The following is a 23419-nucleotide window of genomic DNA, read 5'->3' as shown; positions in this document are numbered from 1 at the left end:
GGTGGTGGTCGCGGCTGATCGTGAGGGTGTGCTGGCCGGGTTGGGTGCGCTGGCCGACGAGCGCCCCGGTGCCGGTGTGGTGCGCGGGGTGGCCGGGGTGGAGCCGGAGCTCGCGTTCCTGTTCACCGGTCAGGGCAGCCAGCGGGCCGGGATGGGCCGGGAGCTGTATGACCGGTTCCCGGTGTTCGCGCAGGCGTTGGACGAGGTGATCGCCGAGCTGGATCCGCTGCTCGACGGGTCGCTGCGGGAGGTGCTGTTCGCCGAGCCGGGGTCGGCCGAGGCGGAGGCGCTGGATCAGACGGGGTGGGCGCAGCCGGCCCTGTTCGCGGTGGAGACGGCGCTGTTCCGGCTGGTCTCCTCGTGGGGAGTGCGGCCGAATGTGCTGGCAGGCCACTCGATCGGGGAGATCACCGCGGCGCATGTGGCCGGGGTGCTGTCCCTGAAGGATGCGTGTGCGCTGGTGGCGGCGCGGGCGCGGTTGATGCAGGCGCTACCTGCCGGTGGGGCGATGGTCGCGGTGCGGGCTTCCGAGGAGGAGGTCGCCGAGCTGCTGGTCGGGCGTGAGAAGGAGGTGTCGGTCGCGGCGGTCAACGGTCCGGCCTCGGTGGTGATCTCCGGCACCGAGGAGGCGGTGCTGGAGGTGGCCGCCGCGCTGGAGGAGCGTGGGGTCAAGACCCGGCGGTTGCGGGTGTCGCACGCGTTCCATTCGCCGTTGATGGATCCGATGCTGGAGGACTTCCGAGCGGTGGCGGGCGGGTTGACCTACCACGCGCCGCGTATTCCGGTGGTGTCCACCCTGACTGGGGAAGCGGCCACGGCCGAGCAGGTGTGCTCGCCGGATTATTGGGTGGAGCAGGTGCGGGGCGCGGTCCGCTTCGCCGACGGTGTCCGGACGCTGCACGCTCAGGGAGTGCGGGCCTATCTGGAACTGGGCCCCGACGGCGTACTGACCGCCATGGCGCAGGACGTCCTGACAGACGCCGAGGCGGTGGCGGATCCGGACATGCTGCTGGTGCCGGTGCTGCGCGGGGACCGGGACGAGCAGAACACGGTGATGACGGCGCTGGCCGCCCTGCACGTACGCGGGGTGCCGGTGGACTGGTGTGCGGTGTTCCCCGGCGCCCGCCGGGTGGAGCTGCCCACCTACGCCTTCCAGCACCGGCGTTTCTGGCCGAGGCCTTCGCTCTCCCGCGTCGGCGATGTGACCGACGCCGGGCTCGGAGCGCCGGACCATCCCTTGCTGGGAGCCGCCGTTGAGCTGGCGGGCGGCGACGAGGTGCTCTTCACCGGCCGGTTGTCGGTGCGTTCCCAGCCGTGGCTGGCCGATCACGTGGTGTCGGGCCGGGTGGTGGTACCGGCGACGGCGTTCCTGGAACTGGCGATCCGGGCCGGTGACGAGGTCGGCTGCGCGCGAGTGGACGAGCTGACCCTGGCCGCGCCGTTGACGCTGCCCGAACAGGGTGGTGTCCAGGTACAGGTGCGGCTGGGCGAGCCCGACGAGAGGGGACACCGGCCGCTGAGCGTGCACGCGCGGCCGGAAGGCGAGGAGGAGCGCCCCTGGACACGACACGCGGGCGGTCTCCTGGCAGTCGACGAGCCCCTTACCGCACCGCCGTTCGACACGACGGTGTGGCCACCGGCCGGTGCGACGCCGATCTCGTTGGAAGGCTTCTACGAGGGGCGGGCGGCGGACGGCTTCGACTACGGGCCGGCGTTCCGCGGCCTGACCGCGGCCTGGCGATGCGACTCGGATATGTACGCCGAAATCGGTCTGCCCGAGCAGGACGTGGCCGAGGCGGGGGCGTTCGGTATGCATCCGGCGCTGCTGGACGCGGTGCTGCACCTGTGCCTGCTCCTCGACCAGAGCGAGGACGCCCGGCGTAAGGTGCCCTTCGCGTGGGAGGGCGTGTCCTTGCACGCGGCGGGGGCATCGGCGGTCCGGGTGCGGTTGTCCTGGGCCGGACCGGACGCGATGTCGATCGCGATCGCCGGCGCGGGCGGTCCCGTGGCCTCGATCAGGTCGCTGACCCTGCGAGTCCTTTCGGACGAGCAGGCCACCGGCTCGCGAGCAATCGGAAGGGATTCCCTGTTCCGGCTGAACTGGGTCCCGTTGGTCGCCCCGGCCTCGCCGGTATCCGCGGTGTCGCCGAGCACTCTGGCAGTAGTGGGTCCGGACGAGTGGGGTCTCGCCGAAGCTCTTGCCGACGCCATGGGCGGTCCTGTCGGGACAGGTGCCGATCTGCGGTCGCTGGGAGAGGCGTACGACGGCGGTGTTCTCGTGCCGCGCACGGTGCTGGTACCGGTGGCCGGAGGCTCGGGCGACGGGGTGCCGGCGGCCGCGCACGGTCTGGCGTCGTCCGTGCTGGACCTGATGCGATCCTGGCTCGCCGACGAGCGGTTCGCCGGTTCGCGGCTGGCGTTCCTCACCCGGGGCGCGGTGGACGGCGATGACGTGGTGGCGGCGACGGTGTGGGGGCTCGTGCGCGCCGCCGAGGCGGAGCACCCAGGCCGGTTTGTACTGGTCGACCTCGACCTTGACCACGTGGGCGCGTCGGTGGCCTCGATCGCCGCGCTGCCGCCGGCCCTGGCCGCCGCCGAGCCGCAGCTGGTGATCCGGGATGGTGCCGTGCTGGCCGGTCGGCTGGCCCGGGTCTTCCCGCCCGCTGAGCCACCGGGCCTGGCCTGGGATCCCGAGGGCACGGTGCTGATCACCGGCGGCACCGGCGGCCTGGGCGGCATGCTGGCCCGCCACCTGGTGACCGTGCACGGCATCAGGCACCTGACGCTGGTGAGCCGTCGCGGTGACCGGGCGGAGGGTGCCGGCGAGCTGGTGGCGGAGCTTACCGGGCTCGGCGCTCGCGTGATCGTCGTGGCATGCGATCTGGCGGATCGCGATGCTGTCGCCGGTCTGCTGGCCGGGATAGCCGCCGAGCACCCGCTGACCGCGGTGGTGCACACCGCGGGCGTGCTGGACGACGGTGTGATCGGCACATTGACGTCGCAGAGCCTGGAGAGGGTGTTCCGCCCCAAGGTGGATGCGGCCTGGCATCTCCACGAGCTGACCCGAGACGAGAATCTGTCCGCATTCGTGCTGTTCTCGTCGGTGGCGGGGACGTTCGGGACGGCGGGCCAGGCCAACTACGCGGCGGCGAACGCCTTCCTGGACGCGCTCGCCCGGCGCCGCCGGGCCGAGGGCCTGCCGGGGCTCTCACTGGGATGGGGTCCGTGGGCCCAGGCCGGTGGCATGACCAGCGCCCTGAGCGAGGCCGAGATGGGCAGGCTCGCCAGGCGCGGAATGCTCCCGCTGTCTCCGGATCACGGTCTGGCGCTGTTCGACGTGGCGGTCACGGGCGACGAACCGGCCTTGGTGCCCGCGCGCCTGGATTTGGCGGCATTCCGTACCGGCCAGGACGTCCCACTCCTGCTCCAAGGGCTGATCCGGTCGTCGGCCCGCCGGCAGGCGACGGTCGCAGCGGCGACCGCACTCGCCGATCGCATCGCGCCGCTCGGGGCAGGCGAGCGGACGGCCGCCCTGCTGGAGCTGGCCCGCGACCAGATCGCCTTGGTGCTGGGCCACGCGGACGGCGACGCGATCGAGCCGCTGAGCAGCTTCCAGAGCATGGGCTTCGACTCGCTGACAGCCGTCGAGGTGCGCAACCGGCTGTCCGCGGCCACCGGCCTGCGCCTGCCCGCGACGTTGGTGTTCGACTACCCGAACGTCACGGCGCTGGCGGACTTCCTCCTGGCGGAGTTGCTGGGCGAGCACGGCGGCTCGGCGGTCGCGCGGACGGTCGCGCAGCCGGTCACATCGGCCGGTGACGATCCCGTGGTGATCGTGTCGATGGCGTGCCGGTACCCGGGCGGAGTGACCTCTCCCGAGGATCTGTGGCGGCTGGTCGCGGAAGGTACGGACGCGATCTCGGCGTTCCCGGCCTCTCGTGGCTGGGATCTGGAGTCGCTGTACGATCCCGACCGCGAGCGCCGGGGCACCAGCTACGTCCGCGAAGGCGGGTTCCTGCACGACGCGGGGGATTTCGACCCAGGCTTCTTCGGCATCTCGCCCCGCGAGGCGCTGGCGATGGACCCGCAGCAGCGGCTCCTTCTTGAGGTGTCCTGGGAGGCGGTCGAGCGGGCCGGGATCGACCCGCTCTCGCTGCGGGGCAGCCACACGGGCGTGTTCGCCGGGGTGATGTACCACGACTACGCGACGAGCGCCGAGTTCCCGCCGGACGTGGTGAGCTTCATGGGCACCGGCACGGCCGGCAGCGTCGTGTCCGGACGGCTGTCCTACACGCTCGGCCTGGAAGGGCCGGCGGTGACGGTGGACACCGCGTGCTCCTCCTCACTGGTGGCGATGCACCTGGCCGCGCAGGCGCTGCGCTCGGGTGAGTGCTCGCTGGCGCTGGCCGGTGGGGTGACCGTGATGGCCACCCCGGGGGCGTTCATCAACTTCAGTGCTCAGGACGGGCTGGCCGGCGACGGCCGGTGCAAGTCCTTCTCCGAGGCCGCCGACGGTGTCGGCTGGTCCGAGGGGGTCGGGATGCTGGTGCTGGAACGCCTGTCCGACGCGCGGCGCAACGGCCACCAGGTTCTGGCCGTGGTGCGCGGGTCGGCGGTGAACCAGGACGGCGCCTCCAACGGGTTGACCGCGCCGAACGGTCCCTCGCAGCAGCGGGTGATCCGCCAGGCACTGGCCGGCGCCGGGCTGGCCCCGGCGGACGTGGACGTGGTGGAGGGTCACGGGACCGGGACGAGACTGGGTGACCCGATCGAGGCGCAGGCGTTGCTGGCGACCTACGGGCAGGATCGGCCAGAGGATCGGCCGCTGCTGCTGGGGTCGATCAAGTCGAACATCGGCCACACCCAGGCGGCCGCGGGCGTCGCCGGTGTGATCAAGATGGTCATGGCGATGCGCCACGAAGTGCTGCCGGGCACGCTGCACGTGGACGCGGCCTCGTCGCACGTGGACTGGAACCAGGGCGCGGTGGAGCTGCTCACCGAGCACCGCCCGTGGTCGGAGATCGGACGGCCGCGGCGGGCCGGGGTGTCGTCGTTCGGCATCAGCGGGACCAACGCACACGTGATCCTCGAGCAGGTGCCGCCGACCACGGATGCGGGAACCGGCTCGGCGCCAGGCGTCGTGCCGGGTGCGGTTCCCCTGTTGCTCTCGGGGAAGACGAGTGACGCGCTGCGGGCCCAGGCGGCACGCCTGCTGTCGCGGGTCCAGGACGATCTGGACGCCTCCCCGGTGGACATCGGCTTCTCGCTGGCGACGACCCGCTCGGCGTTCGAGCATCGGGCGGTGGTGCTGGCCGGTGACCGGGACGAGCTGCCGGCGAGCCTGACGGCGGTGGTGGACGGGCATTCGGCGCCCGGAGTGGTCCACGGACGTGGCACGCGGCCGGGCAGGCTCGCGCTGCTGTTCACCGGGCAGGGTGCTCAACGGGCCGGAATGGGCCGGGGGTTGTACGAGCGGTTCCCGGTGTTCGCCGGTGCCCTCGACGCCGTGCTCGCCCACCTGGATCCCGAGCTGGACCACCCGCTGCGTGAGGTGATGTTCGGCGACACCGAACTGCTGGACCAGACCGGATACACCCAGCCGGCGCTGTTCGCGCTGGAGGTGGCGCTGTTCCGGCTGGTGGAGTCCTGGGGCGTCAAGCCGGATTTCCTGTCCGGGCATTCGATCGGCGAGATCACGGCCGCGCACGTGGCCGGCGTGCTGCCGCTCCAGGACGCGTGCCGGCTGGTGGCGGCGCGTGCCCGGCTGATGCAGGAGCTGCCGCCGGGCGGGGCGATGGTCGCCGTCCAGGCTCCGGAACAGGAGGTACTGCCGCTTCTCGCCGGGCACGAGAACGAGGTTTCCATCGCATCGGTGAACGGTCCCGCTTCGTTGGTGATCGCGGGTGCCGAGGGACCGGTGGTCCGGATCGCCGCCCGGTTGGAGGCCGAAGGACGCAAGACGACGCGGCTGAGGGTGAGCCACGCGTTCCATTCGCCGCTGATGGAGCCGATGCTGGCGGAGTACCGGCGGGTGGCCGAGGGCCTGGTCTTCGCACCGCCGCGGATTCCGGTGGTCTCGACCGTGACCGGCGAGCCGGCATCGGCCGAGGAGTTGTGCTCGCCGGACTACTGGGTGGAGCAGGTACGGCGCGCGGTCAGGTTCGCCGACGGCGTGGAGACGCTGCAAAGGCAAGGGGTCACCGCGTACCTCGAACTGGGACCCGACGGGGTGCTGACGGCGATGGCCGAGGACGTCGTCTCGGGCGAGGCCGCCAGGCACCCAGGGCAGTCCGGGCCGCAAGTGGGCGCGGTGCTTGTCCCGGCGCTACGCAGGGACCGCGACGAGCAGACCGCGATCATGACGGCGGTGGCGAGGTTGCACGCGCACGGTGTCGCGGTGGACTGGCCGGCCGTGTTCAGGACCGCGTTCGCCGGTGCCCGCCGGGTGGATCTGCCGACGTACGCCTTCCAGCATCGATGGTTCTGGCCGAGTGGGCGGCGGGTCGGGGACGCCCGGGATCTCGGGCTTGCGGCGGCGGCGCACCCGCTGCTGGGGGCGGCGGTGGAGCTGGCCGGGGCGGACGGCGTCGTGCTCACCGGCCGTCTCTCGCTGCGGTCGCACCCGTGGCTCGCGGACCACGCCGTGGGCGGGACAGTGGTCTTCCCCGGCGCGGGGTTGCTGGAACTCGCCATCCGGGCCGGAGACCAGGCCGGGTGCGACCGGGTGGAGGAGCTCACCATGGCCGCCCCGCTCGTGCTCGGCGAGCGGGACGCGATGGCCGTACAGGTGTCGGTAGGCGCGCCCGACGCGTCGGGCTACCGCGAGCTCGGCGTCTACGCGCGGCCCGCCGACGCCGCCGATGACGAGCCATGGGTGCGGCATGCGACCGGTGTTCTCTCCGACGGCGGCCGCGCGGCCGCGGGCCGGGGCCAGGCGTTCGACACCGAGGTGTGGCCGCCGCGGGGGGCGTCCGCCGTCGAGCTGGACGGCCTCTACGACCGGTTCGCCGAAGGCGGGTTCGCCTACGGGCCGGTGTTCCAGGGGCTGCGCGCGGTCTGGCGGCGCGACGATGAGGTGTTCGCGGAGATCGCCCTGCCGGAGCAGGTCGGCGACGCCGGCTCGTACGGCGTGCACCCGGCGCTGCTGGACGCCGCCTTGCACGCGGTGCCGTTCCTGGAGGCGGCCGAGCCTGAGGCGGGACGCCTGCCGTTCGCGTGGGGCGGGGTGCACCTGCACGCCGGCGGCGCGACGATACTGCGCGTGCGCGTGACCAGGACCGGCGCGGACGCGGTGTCGGTGACCGCGGTGGACATGGCGGGAGCGCCCGTGCTCACCGCCGAGTCGCTGGTGTCGCGTCCGGCGTCGCCCGGCGGACCGGCCGCCGGCGGTGACCGCCGAGCGCCACGGGACGCGCTGTTCCAGCTGGAGTGGACACCTCTGCCCGAGGAGCCGGTCTCCGTCGCGGAGCTGGACGTGGCGGTGCTGACCGGGGACCTCGCCGCACTGGACGGCCTGCTCGCCGCCCTGCCGGCAGGGGCGCCGGACGCGGTGCGGGACGGTGCGCCGCGTGCCGTGGCCGTGTCCGCGGGCTCGTTCCTCACCGCGGACTCCGCCCGTTCCACGGATGTCGTCGCCGCGATGCGCGAGTCCACCGCCCGCGTTCTGGACCTCCTGCAGCGCTGGCTCGCGGAAGACCGGTTCGGTGACACCCCCCTCATCGTGGTGACGCGCGGCGCGGTCACCGTCCCAGACCACGACCCGGACCACGACCGCCTGATCGACCTGCCGGGGGCCGCCGTGTGGGGCCTGGTCCGTGCCGCGCAGGCGGAGGACCCCGGCCGGTTCGTGCTCGTCGATCTCGATGTGCCGGGGGAGCCGTCCAGGGCGCTGCTGTCGGCGGTGTTGGCCTGTGGTGAGCCGCAGGTCGCGGTGCGCGACGGGGTGCTGAGCGTGGCGCGCCTGGCACCGGTGGCGCCGGTGGCACCGGACGAGGACACCGTACGGCGGTGGGACCCCGAGGGCACGGTGCTGATCACCGGTGGTACGGGCGGTCTCGGCGTCGAGGTGGCGCGGCATCTGGTGAGTGAGCACGGGGTACGGCGTCTGCTGCTGGCAGGTCGCCGGGGGCCGGCGGCGCCGGGCGCCCCCGCGCTGCGGGCCGAGCTGGCCGCCTGCGGTGCCGAGGTCACCATCGCCACCTGCGACGTGTCCGACCGGGACGCGCTCGCCGGCCTGCTGGCCGCCGTACCCGCCGAGCATCCGCTGACCGCGGTCGTTCACGCGGCGGGGGTGCTGGACGACGCGACGATTCCCTCCCTGCGGCCTGAGCGGCTGGACACCGCGCTGTTGCCCAAGGCGGGTGCCGCCTGGTACCTGCACGAGCTCACCCAGGGCATGGATCTCGCCGCGTTCGTGCTCTTCTCGTCGGTGGCCGGCCTGGCCGGCGGTGCGGGGCAGGGCAACTACGCCGCGGCCAACGCCTTCCTCGACGGTCTGGCCCACCACCGGCGGGCCGCCGGGCTGCCCGCGATGTCGCTGGCCTGGGGGCCCTGGGCGCAGGACACCGGGATGACCGGTGGCATGACCGGCGGGCTTGACGACACCGATCGGCGGCGGATGGCGCGCGCGGGTATTCGCCCGCTGTCGGTGAAGCAGGGGCTTTGGCTGTTCGACGCGGCCGTCGCCGTGGACCGCCCGGTGCTGGCGCCGGTCCGGCTCGATCTGCCGGCGCTGCGGGCGCGTGAGGACATCCCGCCGCTGCTGCGGGGCCTGGTGTCCGCCAGGCGCCGTACGGCCACGGGCGGACGGCAACAGGAACCGGACACCCTGGTGCGCAGTCTGACCGCTCTCGGTGCCGCCGAGCGCGCCGAGGTGCTCCTGGATCTCGTGCGCGCCCAGGTGGCGGGCGTGCTCGGGCATGCCCGAGCCGACTCCGTCGAACCGGACCGGGCCCTCAAGGAGCTGGGCTTCGACTCGCTCACCGCCGTCGAGCTGCGCAACCGGTTGAACGGCGCCACCGGGCTGCGCCTGCCGGTCACCCTGGTGTTCGACCACCCCACGCCGCTCGCTCTCGCGGACCACCTGCTTGACCGGCTCGGCCTGACCGAGCCGACGGGGTCCGCGGCGCTCCTGGCCGAGCTCGCGAAACTGGAGAAGGCATTCGGCGAGATGACCGTCGACATCGATGTGCACAAGCAGGTCGCGGCGCGGCTGGACGTTCTGAAGACCAAATGGGCGGCGCTGTCGCACGATTCCGGCGACACGGAGTTCGACCTCGATTCGGCCACGGACAGCGAGATGTTCGAGATCCTCGACAACGAGCTCGGCCTGTCGTGAATTCATCACCATTCCGGATCATGCGGGAGTTGACCACATCATGAAGGCGCGAAAGCTGCTCGCGGTGAGCGCCCTGCATGTCGCCTGCGCCGAGAATCGGGGTGGGACCCCCCGTCCGGCACGGTCGGTCGTACCGGCCTCCGAACTCACGCCATGATCGAGGCTCTACTGCCCGGCGAGATCATGTCATCGGAGGCGTTCGACGACTCGCGGCCATGCGCCCTGTTCCTCGCCGAGGAGGCCGTGATCGGCGGGGCGGTGGAGAAGCGCCGCCGCGAGTTCACCACGGCGCGCTGGTGCGCCCGCGAGGCCCTGAGGCGTCTGGGTTACCCGCTGGTGCCCGTGGTGCCTGGTGTGAAGGGCGCGCCGGTCTGGCCCCCGGGCGTTGTCGGCAGCATCACCCACTGCGCCGGATACCGTGCCGCCGCCGTCGCCCGGTCCAGTGACATCACGACCCTCGGGATCGACGCCGAGCCGAACAAACCGCTGCCCTCCGGCATTCTGGAGGCCATCACGGTTGACGAGGAACTGCGCTGGGTGACGGATCTCCTGCGGCGCGACTCGTCGGTGAGGTGGGACCGGCTGCTGTTCAGCGCCAAGGAGTCCGTCTACAAGGCGTGGTTCCCCCTGGCCCCGCGGCGGGAGCCACGCCTCGACTTCAGCGAGACGTCGATCACCTTCGATCCGGTCCGGGGTGGTTTCCAGGCACGCCTGCTGGGCGAGGGGCCGAGGCTGAGTGACGGCGGCGAGGTGAAGGAGTTCTCCGGCCGCTGGCTGGTGGGCCGGGGTCTCGTGGTCACGGCCATCGCGGTCGTGGCCGCCCCCTCGGACGCTTGGGACACCCTGGGAACCTCGGACGTGGTGGAGTCCTCGGAGGACCGGGATCCCCCTTGCTCAGGGTCACCTAGCGGCGGAGGATCCGCCTCTGAGCAGTAACGGCTGTGGAGCACAGGTAGGACCGGTTCTGCCGCATCCTGCGCAGGGTGGCGCGGCCGATGCGCAGTGCGGCGGGCACGTCCAGTGGGTCGGAGCGCATGAGCACCACGTCGGCGGTCTCGATGGCCACATCCGTGCCGGCGCCGATGACGATCCCCAGGTCGGCCTGGGCGAGCGCGGGGGCGTCGTTGACGCCGTCGCCGACCATGGCGACCTCGCGGCCACCGGCCTGCAGCTCAGCGATCTTGGCCGCCTTGTCGCCAGGCAGGACCTCGGCGATCACGGTATCGATGCCCAGCCGCCGCGCGATGTCCCGGGCGAGCCAGGGCCTGTTGTCGTCTGCGGCGGTCGGCCGGGGTGATGGGCCGCTCGTCTCGGGGGCGGCAGGAGGGTGATGGTCAGGCCGGTGACGGGGCGGCTGTGGTCGGGGCTGCCGTCGTTGGGGCGTTCCTTGTAGCGGGAGGTAACGAAAGCCCGAGCAGGCCGAGCTTGGCGAGCCGCCGCCGCTCCTCGACGGGGAGCGGCGGCGCCGCCTCGTCCCATTCTCCGGCCCGCGGTGCGTAGCGGTCGGCGGCGAGGCGAGCAGCAAGGTCACGCAGGTCCTACTGCTCCCGCGACAACAGCGTCACACCGCGTCCTGCTTGCGGATCTCGTCGAGCGGCGGGAGCAGCAGCTCGCAGTTCTTGACGAAGACATCCTGGATGACCTCTTCCCCGAGCGGGGCGAGCAGGTCGATGAACTTGCGCTTGACGTCCTTACCGCCCTCGATGTGCGGGTAGTCGGTCGAGAAGCAGTAGCTGCTACGCAGATTCGGGTACTTGGCGATGTACTTGTCGAGCGGCTCGATGTTGTTGAACGGGTTGACCCGCACGTTCGAGGCGATGTACTCGGATGGCAGCTTCGAGATGAACGGCTTCATCCGGGTCGCGTAGACATCCCGCGCCCACATGTCGAGGTTCTCCGCCCACGGGCCCAGCCACCCCGCGCCGATCTCGATCGCTCCGAAGCGCAGCCCCGGGTGCCGCTCGAACACACCCCCCATCGTCATCGCAGCCAGATAGTTGCAGATCGGGAGCTGCATCGTGGCGAACGAGAACGGCTCGGAGCCCAGCTCGTTGCTCTCCACCTTGCCCGGCTTGAACGCCGGCGCCCGGCCCCACTCCGCCGACTTGAGGAAGCCCCACTCGCCGCCGACGTGCACCAGCACCGCGATGTTGCGCCGGTCCAGCATCTCCCAGTACGGGTCGAGCTCCGGGCTGGCCGGCGAGCGTCCGCCCGGGGGGTGGCCCGCAGGCAGGTTGATCGCCAGCACACCGCGGTCCAGCAGCGCCTCGGTCTGCTCGTAGAGCTCTTCCGGCGAGTCCCCGGGGGAGATATAGGCGACCGGGCGAATGCGCTCCGGTTCGACCTGCGACTGACGAACGACCCACTCGTTGTACTCGTTGATCCCGGCAAGCCCCAGCGCGCGGATCTCCGCCTCCGGGAGCGTCAGCTGGTACCGGTCGCGGTGCGTTGCTTCTGTGCCCGTGTAGAGGTGGTTGGCGAACAACGCGAAGCTCGGGAACACGAACTGACGGGCCACGCCCATCACGTCCATCACCGCGACCCGACGCGACATGTCGAACGCGCCCGGGGCCCGGCTGCCCCGAATGTTCCACACGTTCTCGTCGGTGATCTCCTCGACGTCAGCGGCCAGCGTCGGATTGTAGAAGTCGTTCGCACCGGTCTTCTTCAACACCGGCAGGGCCAGCTCGGAGATGCGCGCCGCAGCCTCTCCGAACACCTCGCCCCACAGGTGTGACGGCGTCATCTCGTGGGCGTCGACGTCCAGCGTCTGGTCCAGAAGGGCCAGCGTCGCCGCGGACAACTCGGTCATGTCAACTCCTCACTGCACTGGGCCGATCACCGGCCGATCTTGTGGCCCGTCGTTCCGCCGGTGGTGCCGGCCAACGACGACGGCATTTCGTGGAAGCGAGCATAGGCCGGACCACACCCATCGTCAACAGTAGCGTTGAAAATGGGCGTCGCCCGCTCAGCGGGCAAGCCACGCCGTACGCAACCGCCGCAGGGCGTCGATGTGCTCGGCGACGTCGGTCTTGCGGCCGTGCTGCCCCGGCGTCCACTGCGCGGGGTAGCTGGCGGTCCGAATGTTGAGATGGGTAGCCCCCAGCTCGACCCAGGCGGCGACCTCGTCGAGCATCGCCTCGGGCTCGCGGTCGCCCTGGTAGAGCGTGCCGACCAGCGACATCCCCGCGCGCCTACCGAGCTCGTCCACCCGGTCCCAGAAACGCTTGGTCCGGTCGACCGACTCCGCCGCCGTGTGCGTGAGGAACCAGCCGTCCCCGCGGGCGGCAGCCCGATCCAGGGCCGCGTCGGAGTCCCCGCCCACGACGAGCGGGATCGGCCGCTGCACCGGCAGCGGGCAGATCCCGACCGCGTCCAAGTTGTCCCACCGGCCCTGCGCAGAGACCGTCTCCTCGGTCCACAGCCGTCGCAGCAGGGCGATCTGCTCGTCCATCCGCCTGCCCCGGGTCCGGAAGTCCGCCCCGAGCGCGGCGAACTCCGCGTCGTTCCAGCCGACGCCGATGCCCAGCCGGATCCGGCCGCCGCTCAGTACGTCCGCGATCGCGGCCTGCTTGGCCAGCAGCGCGGTCTGGCGCTGCGGGGCCACGAGCACGCCGCTCATCAGCGTGATCGAGTGAGTTACCCCGGCCAGGAATCCCATCGCCACCAGCGGCTCGAGGAACGGGTTGCGGTGGTCGTAGATCGGCTTGTCGGCCTGCAGTGTGTGCGGGTTGAGTGGCCGCCAGTCGGCCCTGACCTCGGCGTTGACCCCGACGACGTGCTCGGGCACGTAGAGCTCACCGAACCCGATCTCCTCCAGGCCCCTCGCCCACGCGGCCAGGACGGATGGATCGGTGCCCAGGTCGGCCGTCGGGTAGGTAGAGCCGAAGACCGGGCCGTCCGCGCCCGCCCGCTCAGCCACGCTCGACCGCCGCAGGCGCGAACCGGGCGGGTGGGAACGCGATGCACAGCGCCTCCGTACCCGGCGCCCCGGCCACGCTGACCGACTCCCCGAGATCCGACCAGATCACCGTGTGTCGGCCGTAGGTACGACCCTCGACCGTGACGTCACCGGTGTTGGTGAACATGCAGTACGTCCGGTCCCCGGGCATGACGTAGCCGACCGGCTCGTCCCAGCGGATCTTGGTTATCGTCAGGTCGCGCTCAGTGAACCGACCGAGAATCTTGGCCGAGACCCCCGAACCGTCATCGACGTAGGAGAACGCGTCCGGGTTCATGAGGATCGGCTCGGGATAGCGGGGAGCCGGGATCGCGGACGCCGCGGGGCGCCCGAACACGTGCTCCCAGATCGCATTGAGCCCGTCCTTGGTCTGTCGCTCACCGTTCTCGTCGGTATAGAAGTACTCGCCGCCGGTGAACTCGCCGGTGCGGCTCAGCTCCTCGTACGCCCGGTCGTGTGCCGCGCGGGAGACCCAGGCGTCGCTCCACTGGATCTGGAAGATCGACGCCCCGTCGATCCGCTCCGGGCCGTAGTATGCGCCGGCCGGGAAGTAGGCGATCCAGCCCTCCTCGGTCACCTGCCCGCGGCCGAAGTCCTGCTCACCGGTCATCGAGATCCGGATCTGCTCGAAGTCGTGCCGGTGCCGCGGCGCGGTGAACACGTGCTCGCCGCCGACATACCAGTAGCAGTCCGATGCGTAGCCGACACCCGGGAGGATCTCGCCTTCGCGCACGTACTTGCTTCGGACGTCACCGACGCGCGCGTTGGCGACGACCGCCTTCCACTCGATCTCCTCGGTCGGGATGATCTCCACCTGCTCCTGCTCCTCCCTCGGGTCGCCTCGGCGTCCCGGCGCGGTCTCGTGTACGGTCGGGCGCGGCCAGCCGAGGCCGCGCAGGTCAGTCGGCGTCCGGCCCGCGCAGACCAGCCGTCGCGGCGTCGGCCGCCGCGGCGAGCCACTGCACGTCGCTGCCGATCGTGAGGACGGTGTAGCCCTGCGCCAGCAGGTCGCGGGCGGTCACGGCGTCGGCGCACGGCATGCCGACCTGGACGCCTGCCGCCAGGCAGGCCTTGCGGACCCGCTCGATCGCATCGGCGTGCGGGCCGGGGACCGGGATCGGTGTCGGTGGCAGCCCGAGCCCGACGGCCAGGTCCGCGGGACCGAGAAACACCCCGTCGACGCCGTCGACGGCGACGATCTCCTCGACGTTGGCGACCCCGCGCGCGGACTCCACCATCACCAGGCAGACCGGCTCGGCCGAGAGCCGTTCCGGGGAGCGGCCGAGGAGCCGACCCGCCCGCAGCGGCCCGAAGCTGCGCTCGCCTGCCGGCGGGTACCGGAACGCGCGGACGGCGCGGCGGGCGTCCTCCGCCGTCTCGACCATCGGCACGACGACGCCGAGCGCGCCCGCGTCAAGGACCCGTCCGATGAGCACGGCGTCGTTCGCCGCGATCCGGACGACCGGCGCGACCGGCCGTGACCCCAGCGCCACCAGGCACTGCACGAGGGCGTCGAAACCGTAGAGTCCGTGCTGCGCGTCAAGCAGGACGAAGTCGACGTCCGGCTCGGCCAGCAGTTCGACCACGGCGGGCGCGGCCGTGGAGCACCACGTGCCGAGAGCGGGCTCGCCCGCCGACCAGCGTCGGCGCAGCGGTCCGGGAATTTGTGGAGTTGTCAATGCCGGCACTCCTGTCGCTGGTGAGCCTCGATGCTAGCCGCCGCGCGACTACCCGGTCAACGTGTACGTTTATAAGTGGCAGAGGTCCATCGTGGCCGGTCACAGCCGAGCCGCCGGCGTCGCGGACGGTCCCGAGCCGGGCTCAGCGGTCGGTGAACCGGGCGATCGCCTCCGCTCCCTGCGGCAGACCAGCATGAGTAGGTTTCGGAGCGGCCCTCGGACCTGCACCGGGCAGGCGGCCGGCCGGCTGGTCACGTGCCTGCCGGGACGGCGGGTTGATCAGATCTAATTGCACGACGGTCCAGCCAACATATATGTTGATAGAAATGAAGGGCGGGCCGTCGTCACGATGATGGCCGGAATGACCTCGGGAGGGACTGTGCAGCCAGTGTCGTCGGGCTCGCTCTCTGGCACCCCTTCGGTCGGGGTGCCGATCGGAGGTTCCGAGTGATCCGGGTCACCGGAGTGTTCCACCGGGTGACCGGGGCACGGCTACCGTGGCCGGCCGACTCCGGGCTGTACCTGCGGGCCGCCGGAGGCTGTCACACCCAGGCGGTGCTGATCGACGTCGAGGCGGTGGGCCAGGTCCGGCCGGGGGCGCTCACCACGCTGCGGCGCGCCGCGCACGCCTGCGTCGTGCGGTCGGTGGGGTTCGCCGTCGTCGGGGCCGCGGAGCCGGCGGACCGGCTTAGCCGGGCCGAGCGCGACGAACTCGCCCGGCACCGGCGCCTCCCGAACGTGGCGGCCGTCCTGAAGTACACGCCGGGTGCGGCCCGGCTGCTGGCCGGGCCGCGGTGAGCGATTCGCCCGCCGCGGGCGTCCGGATCGAGGAACACGCCAGGCATTTGCGCCTGGTCGTCGACAGGCCGCCTGTCAACGCGTTCACCGTGCCGATGTACGACCTGCTCACCGAACTCATCGGCGCCCACTGCGACGATCCGCGCCCGCTGCTGGTGCTGGGCGCCAACGACATCTTCTCGGCCGGCTTCGACATGGGGGACGTCGCGGGTTCGAGCGGCGAGCCGGAGGTCGGCCCGGAACTCGAAACGGTCACTCGGGCTGCCGTCCGCTGCCTCGCCGCCGTCGAATCGCATCCGGCGCCGGTGGTCGCTGCCGTCGAGCGCGCAGCCGTCGGGTTCGGACTGCTGCTCGCCGCGGTGGCCGATGTGCTGGTGCTTTCCGAGGCCGCCCGCATCGGCATGCCGGAGGTTCGGCACGGGATGGTCAGCGAGCCCGGCCCGCTCCGCCGGCACCTCCCGCCGGCATGGGTGCGCCGTATCTGCCTTGGCGGCGAGCTGCATCGCGTGGCGGACATGAGCCTGGCCGGCTCCGGGATCATCCACTGTGGCCGCGGCGAAGCGGTGAAAACGGCGACCGCATTGGTCGAGGTTATGGGCAGCGCCGACGCGGCCGACGCGGCCCGGATCAAGCAGCGCCTCCAGCTCCTCTGACCGAAAGGCGTCGCGGCCGCATACCTGTCGCGGGCCACAACTTACCTGGTGGCCTGTTTCCGTGAGTCGCCGGGCCCGGACACAGGTGAGGTCAGGGGAGTGCGGGCGAGGAGGGCGGTGACGTCGGCAGTTCCGTCCAGATCGGATCGCCGCGCTCCGCCCGGGACCGTGAGAGCGCGCCGTGCGGCACGGAAAGCGTGTGGGCGATTCACGATCTCCAGCCGGCTCGGCACGCCTGTTCCAGGCTCGGGCAGCGCGGTGCGATCCTCGACTGCGCAGACCAGCGGATTCGTGGTTCGAGTCAAGGTGTCGACGCGCGGGTCCGCGGGCACCCCAGTTGCGCGGCCAGGCTGACGTCCATGGTCAGGCCGATTCCGACGATGGCGACACGGCATGCCCGGGTGCGGCGAGGGCGGCCCGGAGCCTGCGGGCATCGGTGAGGGCCCTGAAGGTGAACTCGGGTCTTGTTCGCCTGGCGGCGGGTCACCCGGTGGCTGCGCAAACGACACATCGGGATCAACTGGAAGGACCTCTATCGGCGGTTCCTGACCGGTCGTACCGGTCGTCGGCTGCAAGAGGGCAAGGTGGAGCTGTTCCAGTGCCCGAAGGTGGAGGTCACCCGCTACCGCTGGCGTGGATTCAACATCCCCACCCCATGGGCAACGGCAACCGTATGGCCAAAGGGAATCGGAAGCACAGTTCAAGACGGTGGGGTGCTGTCCGGTGTTTCCCAGTGTCTTCGGCTCGTTCGCCGGTGCCCGTAGTTTCTGTCGCAGGTTCTTCGGCTGTTGCAGCCGTGAGCAATACCACTCCGGGATCGGCCTGCATACGCCGTTCAGCGTGCATATCGGTACGGCGCAGGCCATCCAAGAGCGGCGTGGTGCGACGATCGAGGTCTTCCGCATGGCGAACCCGCAGCGGTTCACCCGCAAGCCCTCCCTGCCCACGCTTCCAGACGTGGCGTGGGTCAACAGGCCCGACAGCGACCAGGGCCAACAGCCCAAGGAGGCGGCAGCTTAGTGCGACGTTCCTCACCGGAAGTACAGATCCACCTCGGTCCTGGCATCAGGAGGGCGGACCCGGCAGTCTCGGTTTCCTCGCAGCGCGTAGGAACGGAGCATTAGCGGTTACGGCCCCGGTGTCCCTTTTGACTTGACACATGCCGTCGGTGCGTGGGCTGGTCACGGACGTCGGCGCGGAATGCGAGGATCTCGCGCCCCTGCTCGCGGACCAGCTTCTCGGTCTCGTCCAGATCGTCGGCGGTGGCCATCGCGTAGCCGACGGATTCGACCGGCCTGCACGAGTCGACGGCGATCACGTCGGTGCCCTCGGCCGCGAAGCTCACCGCGGCCCGCCGCTCCTGACCGCGCGCCGCACCCGTGATGAAGACGACCCGCCCGTCGAGCTGTCCCACCGCGTCCTCCTTCGAGCACGGGGCGGCGCCGGCGGTGTTCGGCCGCCGGACGGACCCGCCCCGTACCCGTGAGTGCGTCAGCGTTGATCGATCTGGCACCGGGACGCCCACCAGCGGCATCCCGGTGCCGACCAGGTCGACCCGTCTCAGCGGTCCCACGGCAGCGCGGCGCGCTGCAGCAGGCGCAGGACCGTGTTGGTCAGTACACCGAGGATCGAGATGGAAATGATTCCGATGTACATGAAGCTCGGGATGCCGATGTTCCACGAGTTCCAGATCATGTAGCCCAAGCCGGCCTTGGCGGCGACGAACTCCGCGCCGACCAGCGCGAGGACCGCCATGCCCGCCGCAATCCGCAGCCCCGTGAAGATCTGCGGCGCCGCCGACGGCAGCACGATGTGGCGGATCATCTCGATCTTGCTGAGCCCGAAGCTCCGTCCTGCCTCGATGTGCGCTATCTGCACTTCCTCCAGCGCGCCGGTGGTGTTGATCAGCACAATCCAGAACGTGGTGATGCCGATGAGCACCAGCTTCGGCGTTTCGCCGATCCCGAAGACCAGCAGAAGCAACGGGAGAATCGCGAGCTTCGGGATGGTGTAGAGCGCGATGATCGTGGGCTCCAGAGCCCTACCGACCAAGCGGGCCCGGCCGATCAACAGGCCGGCGATGATGCCTGGGATCGTCCCGAACAGGTAGCCGAGGACGATGCGCTGCGCACTCACGCCGAGGTGGGTCCAGTACGTGCCATCGGCGATGCTTTCGCCCCAGGAACCGATGATCGTGGTCGGCGCGGGGAAGAATCGGGCGTCGATCGCACCGACCTGCGCGGCCAGCTCCCAGGAGCCGATCAGGAGCAGCGGGATGAGCACGGCAAGCGTGTTCGTGACCCGCCGATCGATGCGGGCCGCGCGGGCCGGGTTCAGCTCACGTCGGCCCGGGACGAGAACGATCGGCTTGGCAGTCGCTGCGGTGGTGGGTTTGGTCGAGTCCAAGGTTCGCGTCATCACTTTGCCTTCTCGTCTTTCCTGAGCTGGTCCTCGACCTGGCTGCGGATCAGGGACCAGATGTGCTCGTGCAGCTCCCCGAATCGCTCCTCCTGGCGCACCTCGGCGGGCGAGCGCGGGCGTTCGAACGGGACAGCGACGTCGGCGATCACCCGCCCCGGCCGGGCGCCCATGACGATGATGCGATCGCCGAGCAGGATCGCCTCCTCGATCGAGTGCGTCACGAAGACGACCGTCTTGGCCTCTTCCTGGCTCAGCGCGAGCAGCTGCTCCTGCAGCAGCAGCCGCATCTGCGCGTCCAGCGCGGCAAGCGGCTCGTCCATCAGCAGCATCTCGGGGTTGCAGGCGAAGGCGCGCGCGATCGCGACACGCTGGCGCATGCCACCGGAGAGCTGAGTGGGCCACGCCTCCTCGAAACCGCTGAGACCCACGCGGCGTAACCACGTTGTGCTGATCTCCTGCGCCTCGCGGCGTCCAACCCCTTGTGCGCGGATCGGTAGTTCGACGTTCTCCCGCACAGTCTTCCATGGGAAGACCGAGTAATCCTGGAACACCACCGACCGCGCCAGCCTGGTCGGGTCGTCGTGGCGCACCACCGCTCGGCCGACGCTGGGGTTGGCCAGCCCCGCGAGGATGCGGAGCAGCGTTGTCTTCCCGCAGCCCGATGGGCCGACCAGGCAGCAGAACTGGCCGTCGGGAATATCGAGGTCGACTTCCTGCAGGGCTACCACGTCACCAGTGGCGCTGGGGAACGTGCGCCCCACACCCTGGATCGTGACCCTCGGATGATCGAACAGCGTCTGTGCGCCGACTGTCGACTGTTCTCGTGCACTGACCATGGTGGGGCGTCCTCCGCGTCGTCGACCAAGGCGTGTCAGGCCGTGAGCGGAACCATATCCACCGACCAAAAGCTGCGTCAACAGTGCTGTTTAAAAACAGCCGTACCGGAACCCGCCGAACAGCCCGTGGCCGTGCTCAGCGTCGAAGAGCACGAGGCCGAAGCTCAGATCGCCGAGGATCTCCACGGCGATCGGCGCCGTGCTGGAGCACCAGCCGCCGAAGAGCGGCTCGTCAGCGGCTCAACGTGTGCGCAGCAGAGCGAGCGGTGGCCGTGGTAGACGGACCGACCCCACCGCGTCGGCACGTCGGCCACGACGACGCGTTCCGCCAGGCGCTCGTGGCGCCACCAGTAGCTCGAAACGGCGCCGACGCTGATGCTCACCAATTCAGATCCTTGATGCCACGTCCCCCGCAGAACGCCCCCTTGGACACCTCCGTGCACCCTGCCGCCGACTACCGCGACCGGACGATCGGGAATCTCATCGGCGTACAGCTGCACATTCCTCTTCGAGTCCGCGAAGGGAATCCCGGAGTACGAGAAGAAGGAGAGCAGCGTGCCACAGTCCGTCGTCTTCGTGATCCGTTCGAGCTTCTCGAGACAGTCCTTCGGCGTACCGTGGATGTGGAGATCACGGTAGAGCGCCGCCGCCCCGTCCTTGCCTGAGACGCCGATCCGACCGGAGACCCTCGCGCGGCCGACCGCTTGACCGCTCCGAACCGCACGTCCCGACCCCCGCGCTCGCGCCTACCGACGGGCGGTCAGGCAAAGCGCAGCCGGTCAGGCGATCTCGTGGCCGCGGCGGAAGAAGATCAGAGAACAGTTGCCGCGTTCGACGCGGATCTCGTGGTCGCCGCCGTCGTGCACGGCGACGATGTCGCAATCGACCCACGCCGGCGTTCCGCCGAGGCGTGGGGAACCGCTCGTAGCGGACGTCCAATCGAGGCCGTCGAACTTCGGCCCGCCGGAGATGGCGAACCGGCGATACGCCGCCCGCTGGTCGGCCGCGAGGATGCCGGCACAGAACCGCTTCGACGCCTGGAGCCCGGCCACGGCGTCGACGTCTTCGCCGCGCAGAACCCGACGAGCGGTGGATCGAGCGAGATCGAGAAGAACGAGCCGACGGCGAGACCGAGCGGACCACCGCTGCCGATGGCGGCGATTACGGTGACTCCGGTCGGGAAGTGGCCAAGCACGTGCCGGAAGCGCAAGGGGTCGACTGCGGCGACGGCGGCTGCGACAGCGTCCATGACCGAGACGACGGTCATTAGTCACAATCACTTCAACATGTGTGTTGACATAGCTTGGTTTACGGCTGGATGCCGACCGGGCCCAAGCCCACGCCGTCGCCGTTGTTGGGGACGGGCGCCTCTGACTATCCCGACTTGACGATGCCGACAAGGATGGTCTCGGTCATCCCGTCGGCGATGTCATTAGCGGTCAGCGCACCCTCGGGCACGAACCAGCGTGATGTCCAGTTCAACATCCCGACGACGAGCTTGGCGAACACCTTCGGCGGCAGGGTGATCGCGAACTCCCCCGCGTCGATCCCGTCGCGCACGATGGACTCGATGAGGTCCTCCATGCGGCGACCGGAGTGGACGACCTCCTGGTTGAGGTGGCCGTCGATGACCGCCGAGCTGTTCTCCTGGAAGAAGATGTAAAGCTGCGGATAGTGCCGCTCATAGGCACGCATGACCGCGCGCATCGCCACCCGCAGGCGCTCCTTGGGCGGCGCGCTGCTCTCGGCGACCTCCCCCAGTTCTGCGACCAGTTCGGCCACGCCGTCGTGGATCGCCTCTCGGAAGATCGCATGCTTGTCGGCGAAGTAGTAGTAGACCGTCGCCCGGTCGAGGCCCGCCTCCTTCGCGACGGCCTCGACCGTCGTGCCGCTGAGGCCGTTGCGGGCCAGGACGGGCCCGGCGGCCTTGAGGATCTGGTCACGCTTGGCGCCGTAGCGGGTGCGGTCTCGTTGCAACGCCGCTTCACGTTTCATCGCGAGCGTTGGCGGATCCTTGACGGATCTCGATGGCCTTGGTTTCTCCACAGTTTCCACATCCTGTCAATTTACGACCGCGCCGCGGCCGACGCCCCGGCCGAGTGTGCCACACCGGCACACGGACGCCGAATGTGATTCTATTCAACCCGACCGTTTACATTCGTGCGTCCTGTTTGTTGATTTTCGTCGGTCGGCAGGCGTCGCGCGCGGGCGAGCGCGAGAGCCTGTCCCGAAGCGGCGCAGTAGATGCTTGCGGACGCTGAGGAATGGCTCTGGCGCGAACTTGATGATCGCTGGCGATGCCTCGCCAAGCCTTCAACTTGTTGATCAGGCGCTCGACGGTGTTCCGCGCGGCCCAAGCGGCGCAGGTTCGGCGCCGAGTACAAGCTGCGGACCGTGGCCGAGTACGACGCGCTGACCGAGCCGGGCGCCAAGGGAGCGCTGTTGCGCCGCGAAGGATTGCACTCCACCCACATCCTGGATTGGCGACTGGCCCGCGATCACGGGGCGCCGCAGGCGCTGGAGACCAAACCGCCGGTGTGTAAAGACGCCAAGAGCCCGGCCGAGAAGGAGGCCGAGCGGCTGCGGCGGGAGAACGGGAAGCTTGCCGCGGAACTGGCCAAGACCCAAAAAGCACTGACCTGGGAAAAGCTGCGGGACCTGACCCGTTATCGGCGCCCCGTCGACGACGTGTGGCCGGTCGGTGCGTCACCACCGATCCGACCGCGCCGGCCAGATCGGCGGTCTATCATGAGACATGTGCATCAGGTCCAGGCCAGCGACGGGAGGGGTTGATGGAGGAGAAGCCGCGGCGGCCTCGGTCTGCCAAGCGGGCCCCCACGCTGGCCACGAAACGGGAGGCGGCGCAGCGCAAGGACCGCGCCCAGTACGGCGCGAAGCGCGAGAAGATCCTTAAGGCCGCAGGTCTCGTCCTCGCCCGCAACGGGCTCGGCGGTACCACTATCGAAGCCATTGCGCGTGAGGCCAACCTCGACCGGGCAACCGTCTACTACTACTTCTCCGACAAGCACGCGATCTACCGAGAGGCGATCCACGACGGCGTCGCCGATCTGGTCTCGGGGCTGGAGGAGATCAGCAAGGCCGACCTGCGCCCGCAGGCCCGGCTGCGGGAGTCGATGCGCGCCGTCATGCGGGCCTACGAGCGGCACTATCCGCAGCTCTACATCTTCTTTCAAGAAGGGGCGAGCTCGACGGTCATCGACACGCACCTCAACCAGGATCTCATCGACTCGGGCCGCCGGGCAGAGGATCTGATCGAGGTCACGGTGCGCGAGGGGATTGAGTCTGGGGAGTTCCACCTCGCCCTGCCGCCGAAGGTGTTCGCCAAGCTGGTCGTGGGCATGCTGAACTGGACGTCCCGCTGGTTCGTCCCGGACGGTGCGCTGAGCGCCGAAGACATTGCCGACGGCATGACCGAGACAGTGCTGAGCGGGATCGTGCAGCGGACGCCGTAACTCCCGCGCAGTCTCGGTCCAGGAACCCGGCGCAGGCGGGTGTTGGCGAGGCAGGGTCCCTGCGTGACCGTGGCGACGCCGAGACGACCGCTGCGCGCGGCGTGGTCGGCCACCTGAATCCCGCACCCAGCCTCGACGAGCACCCCTGGAGGAATCCGGCCACGCGCCGGGCCACCACCACGCACGCCGCGATCGCAGACAGCCATCCGACGAAGATCAACCCGACGCACACGGGCCTTGATCAACACTTGGCGAAAGACC

The 23419-nt window shown here is 70.4% G+C and carries 18 protein-coding genes and 2 pseudogenes; 8 read left to right on the top strand and 12 right to left on the bottom strand.

Annotated features, from left to right (window positions below; genetic code table 11):
• Nucleotides 1-28 precede the first annotated feature (28 nt).
• Together ABT130_RS33375 and ABT130_RS33370 are read left to right on the top strand one after the other, a co-directional pair.
• On the top strand, nucleotides 29-9337 hold the full coding sequence (locus ABT130_RS33375; RefSeq protein ID WP_350962248.1) for an SDR family NAD(P)-dependent oxidoreductase: 9309 nt from the start codon (nucleotides 29-31) through the stop codon (nucleotides 9335-9337).
• A 153-nt stretch (nucleotides 9338-9490) separates the two neighbouring features.
• Nucleotides 9491-10273 carry a 4'-phosphopantetheinyl transferase family protein gene (locus ABT130_RS33370; protein WP_350962245.1) on the top strand — a complete coding sequence of 261 codons (783 nt, stop codon included), beginning with the start codon at nucleotides 9491-9493 and terminating at the stop codon, nucleotides 10271-10273.
• On the opposite strand, the pseudogene ABT130_RS33365 reads toward ABT130_RS33370, so the two are convergent.
• The 6 genes and pseudogenes from ABT130_RS33365 to ABT130_RS33340 form a co-directional block, all read right to left on the bottom strand.
• Nucleotides 10242-10601, bottom strand: a pseudogene (locus tag ABT130_RS33365) (HAD-IC family P-type ATPase); the annotation flags it as partial. The gene ABT130_RS33370 and the pseudogene ABT130_RS33365 sit on opposite strands and share 32 nt — an antisense overlap.
• 70 nt (nucleotides 10602-10671) lie before the next feature.
• Complete coding sequence (locus ABT130_RS33360) at nucleotides 10672-10872, bottom strand: acyl-CoA dehydrogenase family protein (protein ID WP_350962250.1); 201 nt, start codon at nucleotides 10870-10872, stop codon at nucleotides 10672-10674.
• Between the two features lie 26 nt (nucleotides 10873-10898).
• Entirely contained in the window at nucleotides 10899-12149 is a 1251-nt protein-coding gene (locus tag ABT130_RS33355; protein ID WP_350962242.1) for an amidohydrolase family protein, read from the bottom strand.
• Nucleotides 12150-12305: 156 nt separating this feature from the next.
• The gene (locus tag ABT130_RS33350; RefSeq protein ID WP_350962240.1) at nucleotides 12306-13259 is read right to left on the bottom strand and encodes an LLM class F420-dependent oxidoreductase; all 954 of its coding nucleotides are present in this window, start codon (nucleotides 13257-13259) and stop codon (nucleotides 12306-12308) included.
• Entirely contained in the window at nucleotides 13252-14112 is an 861-nt protein-coding gene (locus ABT130_RS33345; protein ID WP_350962237.1) for a hypothetical protein, read from the bottom strand. The genes ABT130_RS33350 and ABT130_RS33345 overlap by 8 nt, the downstream gene beginning before the upstream one ends.
• A gap of 85 nt (nucleotides 14113-14197) precedes the next feature.
• Complete coding sequence (locus tag ABT130_RS33340) at nucleotides 14198-14977, bottom strand: HpcH/HpaI aldolase family protein (RefSeq protein ID WP_350962235.1); 780 nt, start codon at nucleotides 14975-14977, stop codon at nucleotides 14198-14200.
• 447 nt (nucleotides 14978-15424) lie between these two features.
• Here ABT130_RS33340 and ABT130_RS33335 point away from each other — a divergent pair, with 447 nt between their 5' ends.
• From ABT130_RS33335 to ABT130_RS33325, 3 genes are all read left to right on the top strand, one after another.
• Entirely contained in the window at nucleotides 15425-15775 is a 351-nt protein-coding gene (locus ABT130_RS33335; protein WP_350962232.1) for a hypothetical protein, read from the top strand.
• On the top strand, nucleotides 15772-16428 hold the full coding sequence (locus tag ABT130_RS33330) for an enoyl-CoA hydratase/isomerase family protein (protein WP_350929643.1): 657 nt from the start codon (nucleotides 15772-15774) through the stop codon (nucleotides 16426-16428). The genes ABT130_RS33335 and ABT130_RS33330 overlap by 4 nt, the downstream gene beginning before the upstream one ends.
• 840 nt (nucleotides 16429-17268) lie before the next feature.
• A complete protein-coding gene (locus ABT130_RS33325) occupies nucleotides 17269-17448 on the top strand; it encodes a hypothetical protein (RefSeq protein ID WP_350962229.1) in 180 nt (59 codons plus the stop codon).
• Nucleotides 17449-17548: 100 nt separating this feature from the next.
• Here ABT130_RS33325 and ABT130_RS33320 read toward each other — a convergent pair whose 3' ends face one another.
• From ABT130_RS33320 to ABT130_RS33310, 3 genes are all read right to left on the bottom strand, one after another.
• On the bottom strand, nucleotides 17549-17842 hold the full coding sequence (locus ABT130_RS33320; protein ID WP_350962227.1) for a Rossmann-fold NAD(P)-binding domain-containing protein: 294 nt from the start codon (nucleotides 17840-17842) through the stop codon (nucleotides 17549-17551).
• 146 nt (nucleotides 17843-17988) lie between these two features.
• Nucleotides 17989-18846, bottom strand: a complete 858-nt coding sequence (locus tag ABT130_RS33315) for an ABC transporter permease (RefSeq protein WP_350929637.1) — start codon at nucleotides 18844-18846, stop codon at nucleotides 17989-17991.
• Nucleotides 18846-19685: an ABC transporter ATP-binding protein gene (locus tag ABT130_RS33310; RefSeq protein ID WP_350929635.1), complete on the bottom strand. Its 840-nt coding sequence runs from the start codon at nucleotides 19683-19685 to the stop codon at nucleotides 18846-18848. The genes ABT130_RS33315 and ABT130_RS33310 overlap by 1 nt, the downstream gene beginning before the upstream one ends.
• A 42-nt stretch (nucleotides 19686-19727) precedes the next feature.
• Here ABT130_RS33310 and ABT130_RS33305 point away from each other — a divergent pair, with 42 nt between their 5' ends.
• A complete protein-coding gene (locus ABT130_RS33305; RefSeq protein WP_350962225.1) occupies nucleotides 19728-19964 on the top strand; it encodes a hypothetical protein in 237 nt (78 codons plus the stop codon).
• 500 nt (nucleotides 19965-20464) lie between these two features.
• Here the strand turns inward: ABT130_RS33305 and ABT130_RS33300 are convergent, their stop codons facing one another.
• From ABT130_RS33300 to ABT130_RS33290, 3 genes and pseudogenes are all read right to left on the bottom strand, one after another.
• Complete coding sequence (locus ABT130_RS33300) at nucleotides 20465-20737, bottom strand: flavin reductase family protein (RefSeq protein WP_350962223.1); 273 nt, start codon at nucleotides 20735-20737, stop codon at nucleotides 20465-20467.
• Between the two features lie 14 nt (nucleotides 20738-20751).
• A pseudogene (locus tag ABT130_RS33295) lies at nucleotides 20752-20934 on the bottom strand (flavin reductase); the annotation flags it as partial.
• A gap of 125 nt (nucleotides 20935-21059) precedes the next feature.
• Nucleotides 21060-21680 carry a TetR/AcrR family transcriptional regulator gene (locus tag ABT130_RS33290; protein ID WP_350962220.1) on the bottom strand — a complete coding sequence of 207 codons (621 nt, stop codon included), beginning with the start codon at nucleotides 21678-21680 and terminating at the stop codon, nucleotides 21060-21062.
• Nucleotides 21681-22079: 399 nt separating this feature from the next.
• On the opposite strand from ABT130_RS33290, the gene ABT130_RS33285 reads away from it, so the two are divergent.
• Nucleotides 22080-22478 carry a hypothetical protein gene (locus tag ABT130_RS33285; RefSeq protein ID WP_350962217.1) on the top strand — a complete coding sequence of 133 codons (399 nt, stop codon included), beginning with the start codon at nucleotides 22080-22082 and terminating at the stop codon, nucleotides 22476-22478.
• Entirely contained in the window at nucleotides 22478-23158 is a 681-nt protein-coding gene (locus ABT130_RS33280; protein WP_350962214.1) for a TetR/AcrR family transcriptional regulator, read from the top strand. Before ABT130_RS33285 ends, ABT130_RS33280 begins: the two co-directional genes overlap by 1 nt.
• Nucleotides 23159-23419: the final 261 nt, after the last annotated feature.

The sequence above is a fragment of the Streptosporangium sp. NPDC001681 genome, from assembly GCF_040298085.1.
Lineage (GTDB): Bacteria > Actinomycetota > Actinomycetes > Streptosporangiales > Streptosporangiaceae > Streptosporangium.
The sequence above is the reverse complement of the archived record's forward strand: the minus strand, read 5'-3'. Positions and strand labels throughout refer to the sequence as shown.